11 protein-coding genes are annotated in these 17,911 nt (G+C 53.0%); 8 read left to right on the forward strand and 3 right to left on the reverse strand.

Annotation, left to right across the window (positions count from 1 at the left end; translation table 11 throughout):
• Positions 1–13 precede the first annotated feature (13 nt).
• Positions 14–3,487, reverse strand: coding sequence for a DNA polymerase III subunit alpha (locus STSP2_RS03430; protein WP_146659871.1), 3,474 nt, complete (start codon positions 3,485–3,487; stop codon positions 14–16).
• A gap of 222 nt (positions 3,488–3,709) precedes the next feature.
• Positions 3,710–4,273: a hypothetical protein gene (locus STSP2_RS03435; RefSeq protein WP_146659872.1), complete on the reverse strand. Its 564-nt coding sequence runs from the start codon at positions 4,271–4,273 to the stop codon at positions 3,710–3,712.
• A 314-nt stretch (positions 4,274–4,587) separates the two neighbouring features.
• Between STSP2_RS03435 and STSP2_RS03440 the strand changes: the two genes are divergently transcribed.
• From STSP2_RS03440 to STSP2_RS03455, 4 genes are all read left to right on the forward strand, one after another.
• On the forward strand, positions 4,588–5,202 hold the full coding sequence (locus STSP2_RS03440; protein ID WP_146659874.1) for a PEP-CTERM sorting domain-containing protein: 615 nt from the start codon (positions 4,588–4,590) through the stop codon (positions 5,200–5,202).
• A gap of 171 nt (positions 5,203–5,373) precedes the next feature.
• The gene (locus STSP2_RS03445; protein WP_146659876.1) at positions 5,374–8,691 is read left to right on the forward strand and encodes an outer membrane protein assembly factor BamB family protein; all 3,318 of its coding nucleotides are present in this window, start codon (positions 5,374–5,376) and stop codon (positions 8,689–8,691) included.
• A 13-nt stretch (positions 8,692–8,704) separates the two neighbouring features.
• A complete protein-coding gene (locus tag STSP2_RS03450) occupies positions 8,705–9,451 on the forward strand; it encodes a hypothetical protein (protein ID WP_146659878.1) in 747 nt (248 codons plus the stop codon).
• Positions 9,452–9,462: 11 nt separating this feature from the next.
• On the forward strand, positions 9,463–10,218 hold the full coding sequence (locus STSP2_RS03455; protein ID WP_169852948.1) for a hypothetical protein: 756 nt from the start codon (positions 9,463–9,465) through the stop codon (positions 10,216–10,218).
• Between the two features lie 54 nt (positions 10,219–10,272).
• Here the strand turns inward: STSP2_RS03455 and lepA are convergent, their stop codons facing one another.
• Complete coding sequence (gene lepA / locus STSP2_RS03460) at positions 10,273–12,069, reverse strand: translation elongation factor 4 (protein ID WP_146659882.1); 1,797 nt, start codon at positions 12,067–12,069, stop codon at positions 10,273–10,275.
• A 173-nt stretch (positions 12,070–12,242) separates the two neighbouring features.
• Here lepA and STSP2_RS03465 point away from each other — a divergent pair, with 173 nt between their 5' ends.
• From STSP2_RS03465 to STSP2_RS03480, 4 genes are all read left to right on the forward strand, one after another.
• Complete coding sequence (locus STSP2_RS03465; protein ID WP_146659884.1) at positions 12,243–13,337, forward strand: aminopeptidase; 1,095 nt, start codon at positions 12,243–12,245, stop codon at positions 13,335–13,337.
• A 33-nt stretch (positions 13,338–13,370) separates the two neighbouring features.
• The gene (locus STSP2_RS03470) at positions 13,371–14,843 is read left to right on the forward strand and encodes a sulfatase family protein (RefSeq protein ID WP_205847988.1); all 1,473 of its coding nucleotides are present in this window, start codon (positions 13,371–13,373) and stop codon (positions 14,841–14,843) included.
• Between the two features lie 36 nt (positions 14,844–14,879).
• Complete coding sequence (locus STSP2_RS03475) at positions 14,880–16,367, forward strand: sulfatase/phosphatase domain-containing protein (protein WP_146659888.1); 1,488 nt, start codon at positions 14,880–14,882, stop codon at positions 16,365–16,367.
• A gap of 111 nt (positions 16,368–16,478) precedes the next feature.
• Positions 16,479–17,903: an MATE family efflux transporter gene (locus STSP2_RS03480; RefSeq protein ID WP_146659889.1), complete on the forward strand. Its 1,425-nt coding sequence runs from the start codon at positions 16,479–16,481 to the stop codon at positions 17,901–17,903.
• The last annotated feature ends 8 nt before the right edge of the window (positions 17,904–17,911 follow it).

The following is a 17,911-nucleotide window of genomic DNA, read 5'->3' on the forward strand; positions in this document are numbered from 1 at the left end:
CTTAGTATCAAAGTTACGCGCGTCTCAGTTCGAATTTCTCCGCGCCCACAAGGCCTTCCAGCCGATTGCAGAATTCCACGTCCGGCTTGACCGCCAGCTTCTTGCTTGCGACCATCGCCACCTTATAGCCGTTGTCCGTCGTCAGGCTCACATACACCGGGCTCTTGCCTCGATAGTTCTCCAGCAGCATCCGCAGCGCCGAAATTTTCTCTTCGGTGATCTCCGCCCGGTCAATGTCGATCCATACCTTCGCTGCGATCTTCTCGCAAGCTTCCTCGACCGGTATCAGCTCATCACATAGAACGTTCGGATTCTCGCGTGAAGTATCCACCGTACCCTTCACGAACAGCACCTTGTCCACCTCAGCCAGGTGCCCGATCCTTTCATACGTCTTGGGAAACAGCACGACCTCACAGGTCCCATGCAAATCCTCCAGCACGAAGACCGCCATCTTCGCCCCCGCATTCCGTCCGTTCTTGGTGACGATGTTGCGAATGGATTTTACCATGCCGCCGACGACCACCTCACTGCCTTCTTTTCGCTGCTTCAGGCCGGCAGTGTTAGTATTCGAATACGCCCGCAGCTCCTGCGCGTGTTTACTGAGCGGATTGCTCGTAACGTAAAAGCCCAGCACATCCTTTTCATATTTGAGCATCTGCATTTCGGGCCACGGCGGCACGTTTGGCAGATGTTCGTCCTTGCGGTCCTCCTCACCATTACCTGCGAATCCACCCGCGCCGAAGAAGTTCATCTGGCCGCTCTGCACATCCGCCTGCATCTGTGCACCTGCCTGCATTGCATGTTCCAGGCCCGCGATCATCTGCGCACGCGAACCGCTGAGCTGATCGAAAGCGCCCGCCTTGATCAGCGAGTCGATGACCTGCTTGTTCACTGCGCGAAGATCGACGTTCTCACAGAAATGATACAAACTCTTGAACTTGCCCACCCGCTCGCGTGTCTCGATCATCTGTTCCACAGCTTTGAGACCCACGCCCTTCACAGCACCAAGACCAAAACGGATGTTACCTTTTTTCTCGCCCGATTCGTCCTCGTTATAGACGACGGTGAAATCGGAAAAACTTTCGTTAATGTCTGGCGGCAGCACGCTTATGCCCATCGACTTGCATTCGTCGATGTAGTCAACGATCTTGTCCGTATTGCCCTGTTCGTACGTCAGCAGCGCCGCCATGAACTCGACGGGATAGTAAGTCTTCAGGTACGCCGTCTGATATGCCACGAACGAATACCGCGTCGCGTGACTCTTGTTAAAGCCGTACCCCGCGAATTTCTCGATCAGATCGAATATCTCATTGGCCTGCTCTTCGGTCAGTCCCTTCGACACACAGCCCTTGACGAACTGCTCTTTCGCCTGGGCGATTACCTTGAGCTTCTTTTTACCGATGGCCTTAATCAGCGTATACGCCGCACGCAGCTTGATATCACCCAGCCGGTTGCAGATACGCATCACCTGTTCCTGGTACACCATGATGCCGAACGTCTCTTCGAGCACCTCACGCATGATCGGGTGCGGCACTTCCCAGTCCGCTCCGTGCTTGCGTTTGATATAATCCGGTATCAGCGCCATCGGACCGGGCCGATACAGCGCGTTCGCCGCGATAAGGTCCTCCAGCCGGTCCGGCTTGAGCTTCATCAGCAGATCCTGCATGCCGCCCGATTCAAACTGGAACACGCCCTTCGTCTTACCGCTTCCGAACACCTCGTTGAACACCCGCTGATCCGTGATGTCCACCTTCTCCGGATCGATCTCCACGCCGTGCGCATCCTTTACAAGCTGCACCGCCCGCTCGATGATACTCAGCGTCCGTAGCCCTAAAAAGTCCATCTTCAACAGGCCCGCCTTCTCGACCCACGGACCTTCATACTGCGTGATCATTTCATCCGAATCGCCCGTCTTGTACAAAGGCAAAAAGTTCGCCAAAGGCTCATCCGCGATCACGACACCGCACGCGTGAACCGACGCATGACGCGTCAGCCCTTCCAGCTTTCGCCCAATGTCAAACACCTTACGCGTCTGCGGATCGGTGTTGTAACCCTCCTTCAGTTCCGGCTCCGCCTCCAGCGCCTTGTCCAGCGTCATCTTCAGATCGTTCGGTATCAGTTTCGCCAGCCGATCCGCCTCTCCCAGCGGAACATCCAGCACCCTGCAGACGTCCCGAACTACAGCCTTGGCCTTCATTGTCCCGAACGTCGTTATCTGCGCGATATCACCATACTTGTCCCGAACATATTCCAGTACTTTCTGCCGGCCGTCCTGACAGATATCGATATCAATATCAGGCATCTCATTTCGTTCCGGGTCCATGAATCGCTCGAACAGCAGATCGTACTTCAGCGGATCGACGTCGCATATCCCCATGCAGTAACCCACCGCCGTTCCGACCGCACTACCCCTCGCACCGACCGGAATATGATTCTCGCGTGCGTAGTTGCAGAAGTCCCAGTTAATAAGGAAATAGCTCGCAAAGCCCTTGCCCGCGATAACGTCTATCTCGCGTTCCAGCCGATCCTCGATCTCGGACGTGATTTCGCCGTATTTCTCTTTTGCACCGTCGTAAACCAGCTTGCGGAACATCTCTTCCGGCGTGCTGCCGTCCTTGGGCGTATACACCGGTGCGTGCTGACTGTCCAGGTCGATCTCCACGTTGCACCTCTCAGCGATCGCCAGGGTATTGTCACAAGCCTCCGGAGTCTTCGCGAATTGCTCCCGCATCTCCTCCGGGCTCTTGAGATACAGGCTCTTCGGATAGATCATCCGGTTCTCGTCGGTCACCCGCTTGCCCGTACTGATGCACGTCAGCGCATCGTGCGCCTCGTGGTCCTCCGCGTTGAGAAAGTGCACGTCATTAGTCGCCACCACACCCACGCCAGCCTTTTTTGCGACTTCGACCATTTCACCACGAATGTCCGGCAGGTCCGTCCCCGTGTGGTCCTGTATTTCCACGAAAAAATTGTTCTCGCCGAAGATGTCTCGATAACTCTTGGCCATCTCGACCGCACGCTCCAGATCGCCTTTTTCTACCGCCCGCGCAACTTCACCCGCGATACACGCACTGGTGCAGATGATACCATCGCTGTGCTCCGCCAGTATCTCCTTGTCAACACGGGGCTTATAATAAAAACCCTCGGTGTAGCTCAGCGTGCTGAGCTTTAGCAGATTGTGATAACCTGTAGTATTCTCCGCCAGCAGTATAAGATGGTATGCAGTCTCGCCGAACTGGTCCTTTTCCCGCGATTTCCGCGAATCACCCGCCAGATATGCCTCGATGCCGATGATCGGCTTGATGCCCGCTGCCTGTGCTTTGAGGTAAAAATCGATCGCTCCGTACATGTTCCCGTGGTCGGTGATCGCCACCGAGTCCATGCCCAGCTCCTTGCACCTGGCGAACAGCTTGTCCGGCGCAACCGCACCGTCAAGCAGCGAATACTGTGTATGTAAATGGAGATGTGTAAATCCCGTATTGGCCATATCATTTCCTGAGAGAATTGGGGTTTCAGCTTACGCAAAAATGATAGGGCTTTGCATGCTGCATGTCAACGAATCAAAAGCAAAGTTGAGCATTTGCATAGGTGTGAAATTCTGGTATTCACCGGCCATTTACCGGATAAATGAATGCGGGTATTTTGGCGCAAAGAAAAAGGGCTGACGACCTGAGCCGCCGGCCCTTGTATGTCACTTATCAAGACCTTGCTAATCCTGTGATGGAGCCTTCATGGAACCCATTCTTCTGCCTTTTTGCTTGTTTTCACCATCACTTTGTTCATTTTCTTGCCGGTTTCTCCCTCTTTCGGGGCGTTCTCTCCGACCCTCGAGGCGCTGTTCCATGCTCTTTTTAAACTGTTCGAGCCTGTTTTTGTAGACCTCTATCTCGCCCTCGAACTTACGGTTCATCTTGCCGATAAGCCTGTCAACCTGGTCCGCTGTCTTGGTTGCGTCCTCTTCTTTGGCCAGTTCCTTAATGGCTTCCAGCTCTTTAATGAAGTTTTCGTGTTCAGTTGTGCGTTCTTTTAGCTCTTTTTCGAGCTGTTTCAGACGCTGTTCATAGAACATTTTGCGTGCATCACGCGGGCTTCTCCGCTGACGCCTGGCAGGACGGTCTGGCCTCTGAACTTCCTGTTTCTGGCCTTCCTCGGCCTTTACCTTGGCTTTTTCTTCTTTGCTGTCCTGTTTTCCATCGTCAGCGGCCAGGGCGATCCCTGATCCAAGAATGATAGCGACAGATAGCAGTGCTGCTGTGATTGACTTTTTGATCATGATAATCTCCATTATTCCAGTTTTTCTAAAATATAGACAGCTTTATGTCTTTATCGGCTAACTGCTGGTCTACTTTGACAAAACTTGTTCTAATCCTACACAAAAGACGAGTTGAAGTTGGAAATTATTTCATCGATTGCAAAAACTTTTGCCTGACCCTTGTTTTGCGATGGTTTACGCGTGATTTTTACTCAAATTGATGGATTCCTTCAAAAGTTACCTGAAATTAACTTGATTTTGTCCGTTCAACTACGTAATATAGGTTCGTTAAATCGGTTGAAAGTGATGATGATCTTTTGGAAGAGGGTGTATTCATGTTAAGAACCCGTTTTTCAGTATTAATGACGGTTTTGGTTTGCTGCATTTCTATCCCGGCGTTTTCCGCATTCGTATCAATAGATCCCGATGCTTACGGTGATGGCGTGGATGTTTCGGATATATATTCGGATGCAACTCTATCATCTGTTGGGGGCTACCCAGGGCTGGACGGCCGTGTTTATGCCGTCGAGGACGGTTTCGCAAGCACCGGCACGATGGTCTTCGGTAACAATCTCGGCTTCGGCAGCCAGTGGTCCGCCGACAACAATCTCGGTTTCGCACTTCGTGTGGATTTCCACCAGAACGCGAACAGCGTTGCGATCGACCTCATCGGAGACGATGCATCCGATTCCGCGATCGTTCAGGCCTACAACGCTCAGGGTCAGCTCATCGCCGAAGAAAGAGCCTATTTCATAGGCGCCGGGCAGGTTGTCCGGGCTCAACTCGATCGGCCCGAGTACGACATCGCATACATCACCGCCGGCGGCCTTACCATCAACGGCCAGGCGGAGACGATCCATCTGGACAACATCGAGGCTAACGTCATCCCTGAGCCCGCAAGCCTGCTTCTGCTCGGTCTGGGCGCTGCCGTCCTCCGCAGGAGGAAGTAAACATTCTGGGAATCGCCCGTAACGGTCGAGGAACCGGTGCAGCCGGACCGCTATAGGTGCAATTTTGCCCTATATTTAGCAAAAATTACGTTACATTTCCCATTAACCAGCGTCTCATAAATGGGAAGCAATGTTACATAATAAACCGCATTTTCAGATTTCGGAGTTGAGATGAAGTTTGTGATACCACTTCTAACGGTCCTCTTGTGCATATCCGCCGCCCAAACCGCAGAAATCCACGTCCCAGCCGACCACCCAACCATCCAAACAGCCGTAGACGCCGCAACAGACGGCGATACAGTAATCGTTACGCCAGGCGTATATAAGGAAAACATAAACTTCAAAGGCAAAGCGATAGAGGTGAGAAGTCAGCAGCCCGCCAACTGGGATATCGTCAAATCAACCGTAATAGACGGAAGTGAGGGCAACAGCAGTTGTGTGGTTTTTGAAACTGCCGAGGGGGCTGAAAGTATCCTATCTGGTTTCACATTGACTGGCGGGGCTGGTACGAATGTGGAGGTTTTCAGAAACGATACGTGTGGCGGTGGTGTTCTGTGTCTCAATGCTTCCCCAACGATCGAGCGATGCAATATTACGAAAAATGGCCCAGCCGACCGCGGCGGTGGAGTTGCATTGGTCGGTGCGTGTGAGGCTGAACTTAGGTCCTGTTTTATAACCAACAATGTTGTCAGTACCAGAGGCCCCGGAATTTTTGTCAAGTCAAGCACACCAGAGACTTCCGTTAACAGAATTCTGAATTGTACAATAGCAGACAATTTTTTTGAGTACGAGCGGTGTTCTTATAACTTATATCAGGCAAGGATAGTCAATAGCAACTCTATTATATCTGGCAGTATCATATACGGTGGCAATGATATTGAGAACGGCGAAATGCGAAGTGTATGGATAAATTCTATTTCACAAATTACATATTCGTGTTTCGATTCGCTCTTCACTCATGAAACGGGAACTCATGACCCTTATGAATTGCCGCATGATTCTACAAATATTGAAGCTGTCCCGCATTTTGTAAAACGTTCTCTCAAACCTTTTTCTTCGGAGGTTGGTGATTATCATATTACGAACCTTTCGCCGTGCATGAATGCAGGCAATCCCGAATATACAGCCGAAAGCAGATTGGATATCGATGGTCAGCAGCGAGTTACTTTTGGGGTCGTTGATATAGGTGCTGATGAAGTAATACCATTTATTTCAGTCGATAATCCGCAAGTGGCTTCTGTATGGGCCGCGGGCAGTACGCGCAAGGTGAGATGGCAAGCGTTCGAATATGATGGTCCGGTCGACATCATGTACAGTATCGACGGTGGGCAGAGCTGGATGACCATTGCTTCTGCGCAGGAGAATACCGGCGAATATCAATGGACGTTGCCTGATGTCATTCTGTCCAATCAGTGCGTGGTCGGCGTGTTTGCAGCGGGTGAGGATCCTGTCGGAATCGAGTACAAATACGGCGGGCCTTTTACCGCTCAGCCGATCAGCCCTGATCCCGCGACGGATTCGGCCTGGCCGTCGCTTGGAGGCGGCAGCGACCGTTCGGGCAGCAGTTTAGCTGTCGGGCCTGAGGTCGGTTGCGTCAAGTGGAAGCTGGAAACGGAAGGTGCCTTTCAGCGCAGCGTCGCGGTTGGCTCGGACGGAAATGTCCACGCGGCCTGCGGCTGGGAAGATGAATACGAAACGAATGACTGGGAAGAGCAAGTACTGATACGCGAACAGGGCGGCAAGGTTTACACTGTCGACCCCGAGGGCACTGTGCTGTGGGCGTTCGAAACAGAAAGTCCCGTTACGAGTTCACCGTCGGTCGGGCCGGACGGAACGGTCTATTTCGGCGACCGTGACGGTACGCTTTATGCGGTCGACAAAAACGGCATGGTCCGCTGGACACAGAACGTGGACGGACCGATGATCGCAAGTCCGGCTGTAGCTGCTGACGGCAGGGTATTCGCGGCCTGCACCGACGGAACTGTTCGTGCGTTCGAATGGAACGGCAGCGATCTGTGGAAATTCGAGCTGCCCATGCTCGGCCAGATCAGCGACGAAATACTTGCCTCGCCCGCGATAGATGACGAGCGACTATACTTCTCGAGCGTATATAATCCTTATGTCTACGCCCTGAACCTCGACACCGGCGAGATCGAATGGACGACAGAAATACCCGAGGCAGAGGGCTTCTTCGTTTCGCCGGTCGTCACTCCCGACGGCAACGTCCTGATAAACGCCCTGGATGACAAAACACTTTACGCACTTGCATGCGATACGGGCGAAGTAGCATGGTCGGTCGATCTGTATGATTTAGCTGAGTCCTCAAACTTAGTGACACCTGTAGCTCATTGGCCTTTCGAAGACGGCACAACGGACGTTATAGAAGGTTACACAAGTTATCTCGAGGGTGATCTTGTCAATACCAAACCTGCTGTTGGTGAGGGTTGTATATCACTGAGGGAGCATGATGAGCTTAACATTAACAGCTATCCCGGTGTGATTGGTTCACAGGCTCGTACAGTTTCTGTTTGGGTAAAAGCAGGGCGGGGTGATATCTTCGATTATGGCCGCAGGGAACAAGGAAAACGGTGGAGGCTGTTCTTTGAGGGCGACGAACTCGCTCTTGGCATAGGCGGCGCCGCGATCTATGTGGATTCTAATCTGTCATCACGAAGCTGGCACCGAGTTACGACTGTTCTTGCCGATACCGAAAATCCCACCGTTCGCGACATAAGTATATACATTGACGGAGTGAAACGCGAACCCAGATTCAGCAACCCTGACACTTTAGTGAACACCGCTGATTATAGAATTTATGTTGGCAATAATCTGCCAGGGCAAATTGACGATCTCCGCTTTTATGATTTTGCGATGGATCAGGACCTGATCAGGAAAACCTACCTGGCACAAAAAGCAAGCGGTCGGATGTACTCTGAGCCTGCTGTTGCCGCTGATGGTACTGTATATTTGTCAATGGACTCGCCGACATTGTGTGCTCTCAATGCAGATGGAAGTCTAAAATGGAGCTCGCATTTGGGTCAGGTCGGCGGCTACAGTCTTGCTGTCGGCAATGACGGCTTGGTCTATGCAGCGGGTGATGACGGTAGCGTGTATGTTGTCAGTCCTGATGGTGAAGAACTCGCCCGCTTCGATGGGCAGGGCAGGCTCAGCTATCCGGCGGTCGGTGAAGGCATGCTTTATGCCGGCGATGAGGCCGGTGCGGTATGGGCGATAGGTGCTGACGGCTGTTCCGAAGCAATGCAGCTCCATCGCCCGGTGAATATCGCTGCTGACGGTGCGGTGAATCTTTCCGACCTGGCGGTTCTGGCATCGGACTGGCTCAACACATTCTGTCTGGACAGCTACCATTCCGACTGTACCTGCGGCGGGATCGAAGTTGAGTACTTCCAGGGCGACGTCAACCGCGATCTGTCCGTTGACAATGCCGACCTGATGGAACTGATCGAAAACTGGCTAGCGACCGAATAGTGAGGAGTGATCCATGTTTAAAATAAAACCTTCCAGAACAGATATGATCGTCACGCTGCTTTGCTGTGCGGTGCTGCTCGCCGCAATGGGCGCGATGGGCCGTGGAAGCAAGCATGCTAAGACCATTGTATGCCAGTCGAACCTTCGCAAGCTCGGCCAGATCGCAACGCTGTATGCCCAGGAAAATGACGGCGAAGGTTTTAATTCATGGTATGGTCGAGTGGATGATTATACGGCGAAAGCCGAAAGCATAATGCATTGTAGCGAAACGAAGGAGTTGGTAGTAGACCGAACCAACATGTACACTATGGGCCACTCGCGAAAACCATGGGTCTGGACCTGGAGTTTGAGTTCTTACGTTACGGGGACATATGGCTATAATGGCTGGCTGTATACTCGCAGTTCCTATTCATCAAATGAAGAAAAATACTTCAAGAATACCTGCAGTGTTGAGAAGCCTTCCCTGACGCCAATGTTCGCAGATGCGAAGTGGGTTTCTTCCACGCCGTTCGTAGATGACTGCATATACCCTCAGACTGATCTTTCCGGGTACCCCAACCAATTTTATAGTACAAAGATATCATACTTCATGATGGACCGTCATTATGGAGCTACGAACATAGTCTTTTCTGATGGACACGCCGAATCAGTGGCACTGGAAGAAATGTGGTCTCTCTACTGGCACAAGCAATGGAAACCAAAACACAATGTGAAACGAACAGATGGGACCCCCATTTACCGCGCCAATAGCTGCAAATGAATGGAGACTTTATGAGACTTGGAAAAAACGATTGCCTGATGATCCTGCTTTGCTGTGTATTCATGTTCATGGCAATGGGCGCGATGGGCCGCGGCAGCAAGCGCGCAAAGACGCTCATATGCCAGTCGAACCTTCGCAAGCTCGGCCAAATTGCAACGTTGTATGCCCAGGAAAATGACGGCAAAGGGTTTTCTTTAGAATATGCTAACATGTGGTGCCAGCGGCTGGATGAATATACAAATGCAGTCGACAGCATTCTGTTGTGCCCTGAAACTGTTAGTCGCGACTACGATGAGTACGGTTCATACCGTTACGGTGATTCACGCACGCCATGGATGTGGAACTATAATCGTGAGGAGCAGCGCATTGGGACATACGCTTTTAATGGCTGGCTCTATATAAGAGAATCTTACTATGGGTCTGAAGAAAAGAATTTCAAAGATTTCAATGAGATTCAAAAACCCTCTAGAACGCCTGTATTTGCTGATGGCAACTGGGTTGATACATGGCCTGACGAGAGCGATGAAATAACGGCTGAATGTGATCTCACTGGGGAGGCAACCGGCCACCATGAAAACGGGATGATGGTAAGGGTTACCATGGACCGCCACTACGGCGTTACGAATGTGGTCTTCGCTGACGGTCATGCCGAGGCCGTGCCGCTGAGCAAGCTCTGGTCGCTCAACTGGCACAAGGGCTGGCAGCCTAAGTATAATGTGAAGCGTGAGGACGGCTCGCCCATATACAAAGCGAACTCCTGCGAGTAGAGTCACAGGAGTTCGGTTACAATTCTGTATAATTTTGCTGCGTCCTCGGCCGGGCTAATCGCTCGTGTCCAGTATGCTCATGAAGGCTTCCTGCGGTATCTGCACCGAGCCGATGCTCTTCATGCGTTTCTTACCTTCCTTCTGCTTCTTGAGCACCTTCATCTTTCGCGATACGTCACCGCCGTACAGCTTGCTTGTCACGTCCTTACGGTAGGCCTTTATCGTTTCGCGGGCGATTATCTTTCCGCCGATCGCGGCCTGCAGCGGTATCTCGAACTGATGCTTTGGTATCGCCTTGCGCAACTTCTGCAGCAGCTTTCGGCCGCGTACTTCCGCATTGCTTCGGTGCAGGATGACCGATAGAGCGTCGACGGCCTTCTTGTTGACCAGTATGTCGACCTTTGCGAGATTGCTCTTTTCGAAGCCGATCAGCTCATAATCCATCGTCGCATAGCCGTGACTGATACCCTTGAGCAGGTCGTAGAAATCGTAAACGATCTCCGCCAGCGGCGCCTTATACTCCAGCAGCACCCGCGTCTTGCTCAGATAATCCGTCTTGATAAGCTGACAGCGTTTGCCCTCCGCCAGCGTCATGATCCCGCCGATAGTATCGCTTGACGTGATGATCTCCAGCCGCACGTAAGGCTCCTTGAGCGCCTCGATATGGCTCGGGTCGGGCAGCATGCTCGGTGAATCGATCCTGATCGTCTCACCGTCCTTAGTAATGACTTCGTAACTCACCGTTGGCGCGGTCTGCACCACGTCGATATCGTATTCGCGTTCGAGCCGTTCCTGCACGATCTCCATGTGCAGCAGACCGAGAAAACCGCATCTAAAGCCAAACCCCAGTGCGGGCGAACTTTGCGGCGTAAAGGTGAAGCTGGAATCGTTGGTCGCCAGTTTCTCGAACGCCCCGCGCAGTTTCGGATAATCGGTATTGTTACCCGGGTAGAAGTCCGAGAAAACCATCTGCGCAGGCGGCTGATAGCCGGGCAGCGGTTTTTCGGCCGGGTTCGCGTCGTCGGTTATCGTATCGCCGATGGTCACGTCCGCCAGTTCCTTGATGTTGGCGATCACGTAGCCCACCTCGCCCGAGCCGAGCTCGTCGACCGCGGTCATCTGCGGAGCGAACTTGCCTATCTCGCTGATCACGTAGGTGCGACCAGTTCCCATCAGGCGTATCTTCTGGCGGGTCCTGAGCTTGCCGCCCACGACTTTGACGTAGCAGATCACGCCGCGATAATCGTTGAAATTCGCATCGAATATCAGTGCCGAGCTGGGTTCGTCGCTGTGATCCTCGGGCGGCGGCAGAAGCTGAATGACCGCTCGCAGCAGCTCACCCACTCCTTCACCGGACTTGGCACTGATCGGAAAGCATTCACCCTTGCTCAGACCAATGGCGTGTTCGACCTCTTCGATCACCACCTGCGGCTGGGCCGCGGGCAGGTCGATCTTGTTGATCACGCCGATTATCTCTGCCCCGGTTTCGACCGCAAGATAAGTGTTGGCAACGGTTTGCGCCTCGACACCCTGGCTGGCGTCCACGACGAGCAGGGCACCTTCGCAGGCAGCCAGTGCACGCGAAACCTCGTAATGAAAATCCACGTGGCCCGGCGTGTCGATCAGGTTCAGCATGTACTCCTTGCCGTCCAGCTCGTATTTCATCGTCACCGCCGACGCCTTGATCGTTATGCCGCGCTCACGTTCCAGGTCCATGCTGTCGAGCATCTGTTCCTGCCTGTCGCGGTCCGTGATCGAGCCGGTAAGCTCGAGCATGCGGTCCGCGAGCGTACTCTTGCCGTGGTCGATGTGTGCAACTATCGAAAAATTACGTATATGTTCTGTACCCATGCAAATCCAGCTAGAAAATCGGTATCATAAAAACCGGGAATTATACCATCACTCGCCCGCAAATACAACGTGCAGCTTTATTTGTTGAAAAATATCGCTAAAACGCATATTCTGCAGGCACTAATGTTTACACCACAAATGGGCAAATGTTCTTAACAAGGAGCCGCAATTCGATGGATATCAACGCGAAATATGCAGACTTACTGGTCAATTATTCCCTTAAGGTTAAAAAAGGCGACAAGTTTCTCATCCGGGCCTCGTACCTGGCAGAGGACCTTGTCAAAGAGATATATCGGGCCGCACTTCAGGCCGGTGCACATCCGGAATTGCAGATAAGTCTGGACGGAACTGACCGGATTCTCTACGAAAACGCTTCCGATGAGCAGTTGGAATATGTTTCACCGACCAATAAGATCGTATTTGAGTCTTACGATGCGCTGCTCAACATACTCTCGCCGTTCAACATGAAGACGCTGCAGAGTATCGACGCAGAAAAGAAGCAGAAAGTCAGTCTGGCTCGCAGTGATCTGATGAAGACCTTCTTCAAAAGGGCGGCAGCAGGCGAGTTCAACTGGTCGCTCTGTGTGCATCCCACCAACGCCGCCGCGCAGGAATCGGGCATGAGCTTGGACGAGTATGCGGAGTTCGTCTACTCTGCATGCTATCTCAACGAGGACGATCCGGTTGCAAAATGGAAGCAGGTCAACGAACAGCAGCAGGTCATATGCGATCGTCTCAACAAGGCCACAAAGATCAAATATGCCGGCCCGGACATCGACATATCCTTCGTCACCGAGGGCAGGACATGGATCAACTCCTCCGGCAACAAGAACATGCCCGACGGTGAAGTCTTCACCGCACCCGTTGAGGATTCGGTCAACGGCAAGATACGTTTTTCGTATCCCGGCTTCTACATGGGTCAGGAGATCGAGGACATCAGGCTCGAAGTCAAGGACGGCGAGGTCGTCGACTGGTCCGCAGCCAAGGGCAAGGATCTGCTGGACAAAATTTTCGAGATACCCGGCTCACGCAGGTTCGGTGAGGTCGCCATCGGCACCAATCACGGCATAAAGAAATTCACCAAGAACATGCTTTTCGACGAGAAGATCGGCGGAACAGTGCACATGGCGATAGGCGCGACCATCCCCGAGTCCGGCGGCAAGAACGAATCCGCGATCCACTGGGACATGCTCGCCGACATGACCAACGGCGGACATATCTACGCCGACGACGAACTGGTCTACGAGAACGGCCATTTCAAAATTTAATCAAATGGGTTAATGGTAGGTATGAGGTTTAATATGTTAAACCGCAGAAGTTTTCTCAAGCTCGCTGGAGTATCTCTGGCATCCGCCGCAGTACCGTCTTTGGCAAAGGCGGCTGAGGCGGGCAAGCCCGGGAGTTCGCCGAACATAGTTCTAATATACATGGACGACATGGGATATGCCGACCCGGTCTGCTATGGTGGTAAGGGATACAGCACTCCCAACATCGACCGCCTTGCCAAACAGGGAATGCTGTTCACCGATTTTCACGTCCCCCAACCGGTGTGTTCCGCCAGCCGTGCGTCCCTGCTCACCGGCTGCTACTCAAACAGGGTGTCCATAGAAGGCGCATTGTTCCCTGATTCAAAAAAGGGCCTCAACCCCGAAGAGGAAACAATCGCCGAGATACTCAAGAAACGCAACTACAAAACAGGAATGGCTGGCAAGTGGCACCTTGGACATCACCGCGAGTTCCTGCCGCTGCAGCATGGTTTCGACGAGTACCTTGGACTGCCGTATTCGAACGATATGTGGCCGGTTGACTTTAACGGAAATCCGGCGAAATCCGGCTGGAAGAAAGATTGTCCGCCGCTCCCACTGATCGAAGATAATGAACAGGTCGATACAATAGACACGCTCGAGGATCAGGATACGTTGACCACGCGATATACTGAGAGGGCCGTGAAATTTATCAACGAGAACAAACGCCGGCCTTTCTTCTTCTATCTTGCACATACGATGACACATGTTCCGCTTGGCGTTTCTGAAAAGTTCAAGGGCAAAAGCGAACAGGGCATGTACGGCGATGTGATGATGGAGATCGATTGGTCCGTAGGCCAGGTCATGAAGGCTCTCGAGAACAACGGCCTGGAAGAAGACACGCTCGTGATCTTCACGAGTGACAACGGTCCCTGGCTCAACTTCGGCAACCATGCCGGCTCCGCGGAACCGTTGAGAGAGGGCAAACAGACCACTTGGGAAGGCGGATGTCGCGTTTCCTGCATTATGCGCTGGCCCGGCCAAATACCGGCCGACAGCGAATGCGACAAACTTGCATCCACGCTGGATATACTTCCGACAATCGCGGAAATTACCGGCGCACCACTTCCGGAAAAGAAGATTGATGGCGTTAGCATTTTGTCGTTACTGAAAGGCGACGAAAATGCCAATCCCCGCAAACATCTCTGCTACTTCTACCAGCGGCGTCTTTGCGCCGTAAGAGAGGGTAACTGGAAACTTGTCTTTCCGCATACATACCAATCCTACGAAGGGGTAGAGCCAGGCATGGATGGTCATTGGGGACCTCGCGTTAAGCGCAAGGCAGAGCTGGCACTTTACGATCTGAAGAATGACATCGAAGAAACTGAGGATGTCAAGGACGAACACCCCGAAGTAGTTAAACATTTGCAAAAGTTTGCCACCAAAGCACGTGCCGAGCTTGGCGACCGACTTAAAAATGTCGAAGGTTCAGAGGTTCGTCCCCCCGGACTGCACAAGCAGAGCAAATAAATAGAGAATAATAATTATAAATTGCCGGAGAGCAAAATGAAACCCATTACCAGAAGGAACTTTCTCAAAGTTGCAGGTATCTCAGCAGCAGCGGTCAGTCTGCCGGGCTGTGCGGGTCAGTTCATGACTCAAAAGCCAAAGCGCAAACCCAACATCGTCTTTATAATGACTGACGATCATGCATCACATGCGTTGAGCTGTTACGGCAGCAAAATCAACAAGACGCCCAATCTCGACCGTATCGCCGAAGAGGGCATGCGGTTCGACAACTGTTTCTGCACCAACAGCATCTGCGCACCGAGCAGAGCGGTCATCCTAACCGGCAAGTACAGTCACATTAACGGCAAAATAGACAATACCCCTGTTCCGTTCGACGGTTCACAGCAGACTTTCCCAAAACTCCTCCGCAAGGCGGGCTATCAGACCGCGATGATCGGCAAGTGGCACCTGCGTTCCGAGCCCACCGGCTTCGATTACTGGAACGTACTGCCGGGCCAGGGCGCATACCACAATCCCGTGATGATCGAGATGGGCGAGCGGAAAAAGTACGACGGCTATGTTACTGACATCATCACGGACAAGGCGATCGATTGGATCGAACAGCGGAACAACGACCAGCCGTTCTGCCTTCTCTATCAGCACAAGGCCCCGCATCGCAACTGGCAGCCGGACGAAAAACATGCGGACATGTACAAGGATCGCAAGATACCGCTGCCCGAGACATTCAACGATGATTACGCAACCCGCTCCGACGCTGCTCGAGAACAGGAGATGACGATCGAAAAGCATCTTCGTGTTCCGTACGACACCAAGGTGAAACCGCCCGAGGAACTTTCGGGACAGGAACTGAAAGAGTGGAAATACCAGCGGTACATGGAGGACTATCTGGCATGCGTTGCTTCTGTCGATGACAATGTCGGACGCTTCCTGGACTACCTGGAAGAAAAGGGCCTGGCCGAAGATACTGTGATCGTTTACACCTCCGACCAGGGCTTCTATCTCGGCGATCACGGATGGTTCGATAAGCGGTTCATGTACGAAGAATCGCTAAGAATGCCGTTCCTCGTCAAGTATCCCGGCCTGATAAAACCGGGCAGCGTTAATAAGGACATCGTGGTGAACATCGACTTCGCTCCTACGTTCGTCGACATGGCCGAGGCCCGGATCCCCAACGACATGCAGGGCCGCTCGCTTATGCCCCTGCTTGCAGGTGATACGCCGGACGACTGGCGTACCGCTATGTACTATCACTATTACGAGTACCCCGCTGTGCACCAGGTGAAGAGACATTACGGTATACGCACAAAGAGGTACAAGCTCATTCATTTCTACAACGACATAGATGCCTGGGAGCTGTACGATCTCAAGAAGGACCCCAACGAGCTTAACAACATTTACGGCAATCCGCAATATTCCGACCTTGTGACAAAACTCAAGAGCAGACTCGAGGATCTGCGGGAAAAATACGGCGACAGTGATGAGCTGACCCGCGAGGTCATAAACAGGCGTGCTAAGAAAGGCTGAGTCATTTAGCCGAGGGAATTTGAAGGCCGGCGGCACGGATCGCCGGTCTTTTTTTTATTTGCGTTTTATTTACCTTCCTTCCTCACCGCGGATTTAATAGAATCACCCTCTATGCGACTCAACGGCTTTACAAAAAAATCGCCATATCAGGCAAAGGCTCTCGACCTAAGCGACGAAAAGCTAGGTCGGACGATCCTCTCTCTGGCCTTGCCCGCGGTCATGGAAAACCTGATGTTTACGCTGGTCTTCATGGCAGACACTATGATCGTGGGCTGGCTGCGCGACCCCAACGCGCTTGCCGCTACTCTGCTGGGCAGTCGCATCATGTTCTTCACACGTGCCCCGTTCTACGGCATCTCGATCGCGGCAACCTCGCTCGTTTCACGGCACTGGGGCGCCAGCGATTTCGCCACCGCCCGCAGACATGCCGCCCACGCTATGGTTGTCGCATTCGTGCTGGCCGGTCTCGCTACCGCGATACTTTTTCCGATCGCGTCCTTAGCGATGGACGCACTCGGAGCCGACAGCGACGTACTGCCCCTCGCAGCCACGTACGCAAGGATCGTCATACTCTCGATCTTCCTCGGTCAACCCATGATAGTCGCAAACGGCATCATCCGTGCAGCCGGTGATACCAAAACGCCCATGGCCAACACCATGATCATGAACTTCACCAACGTCGGCCTTAGCCTGGCGCTCGCCTTCGGCATCGGTCCGTTTCCTGCACTCGGCCTTGTCGGTGTTGCGTACGGTACACTTATCTCGCGAAGTCTGGGCGGGCTGCTTTCGATTATCGCCGTGCTAAATCCGATGGGCGCCGTCAACATGCCGTTCAGTTGGATGTTCAGGCCCCGGCTCGGTTATTACAAAAGCCTCCTGTCGCTCGCCTGGCCCGCGATCGCCGAACGCTCGTCGTATTCGGTCGCCGACCTTTTCTTTACGCGCATTGTCGCCGGCATCGGCACTACCGCACTCGCTGCTCACCAGATCGCGGTACACATCGAATCGCTCGCATTCATGCCCTGCGTCGGCATCAGCTACGCCTCCGCGACAATCGTCGGCCAGGCCATCGGCGCCCAGCGGCACAGCTTTGCCGAACGCGCGGTCAAACGGATTATCCTCTGGGCAGGTCTGGCTATGGTAGGACTCGGCGTGATCTTTGTTCTGTTCGGCCCGCTCTGCGTTAGCGTTTTCGGTGCGACCCCGGAGATACTCGAACAGGCAGGGCTTGCACTGCAGATTTCCGCGCTCGAGCTGCCTTTCCTCGCTGCCGCTCTGATACTCGGCGTTTCGCTGCGCTCCGCAGGAGACACCACCTCACCGCTCTACATCACGATCATATCGCTGATACTCTTCCGCGTCGGCGGGGCGTATCTGCTCGGCATTCATTTCGAGATGGGGATCGCAGGTATCTGGCTCGCCACCGCGATGGACTGGATCGGCAGAACCTCCGGCATGTGGTACTTCTTCAGTGCAGGCAAATGGAAGTGGATACATCAACGCCAGCAGATGAAACAGGCTGCAATGAAAGTGTGACGGAACAT

The organism is Anaerohalosphaera lusitana (genome assembly GCF_002007645.1).
Classification (GTDB): Bacteria; Planctomycetota; Phycisphaerae; order Sedimentisphaerales; family Anaerohalosphaeraceae; genus Anaerohalosphaera; species Anaerohalosphaera lusitana.

Coding starts and splice junctions, on each gene's coding strand:
- STSP2_RS03430 (WP_146659871.1), bottom strand. CDS start 3,487: ATGGCCAATACGGGATTTACACATCTCCATTTACATACACAGTATTCG.
- STSP2_RS03435 (WP_146659872.1), bottom strand. CDS start 4,273: ATGATCAAAAAGTCAATCACAGCAGCACTGCTATCTGTCGCTATCATT.
- STSP2_RS03440 (WP_146659874.1), top strand. CDS start 4,588: ATGTTAAGAACCCGTTTTTCAGTATTAATGACGGTTTTGGTTTGCTGC.
- STSP2_RS03445 (WP_146659876.1), top strand. CDS start 5,374: ATGAAGTTTGTGATACCACTTCTAACGGTCCTCTTGTGCATATCCGCC.
- STSP2_RS03450 (WP_146659878.1), top strand. CDS start 8,705: ATGTTTAAAATAAAACCTTCCAGAACAGATATGATCGTCACGCTGCTT.
- STSP2_RS03455 (WP_169852948.1), top strand. CDS start 9,463: ATGAGACTTGGAAAAAACGATTGCCTGATGATCCTGCTTTGCTGTGTA.
- lepA (WP_146659882.1), bottom strand. CDS start 12,069: ATGGGTACAGAACATATACGTAATTTTTCGATAGTTGCACACATCGAC.
- STSP2_RS03465 (WP_146659884.1), top strand. CDS start 12,243: ATGGATATCAACGCGAAATATGCAGACTTACTGGTCAATTATTCCCTT.
- STSP2_RS03470 (WP_205847988.1), top strand. CDS start 13,371: ATGTTAAACCGCAGAAGTTTTCTCAAGCTCGCTGGAGTATCTCTGGCA.
- STSP2_RS03475 (WP_146659888.1), top strand. CDS start 14,880: ATGAAACCCATTACCAGAAGGAACTTTCTCAAAGTTGCAGGTATCTCA.
- STSP2_RS03480 (WP_146659889.1), top strand. CDS start 16,479: ATGCGACTCAACGGCTTTACAAAAAAATCGCCATATCAGGCAAAGGCT.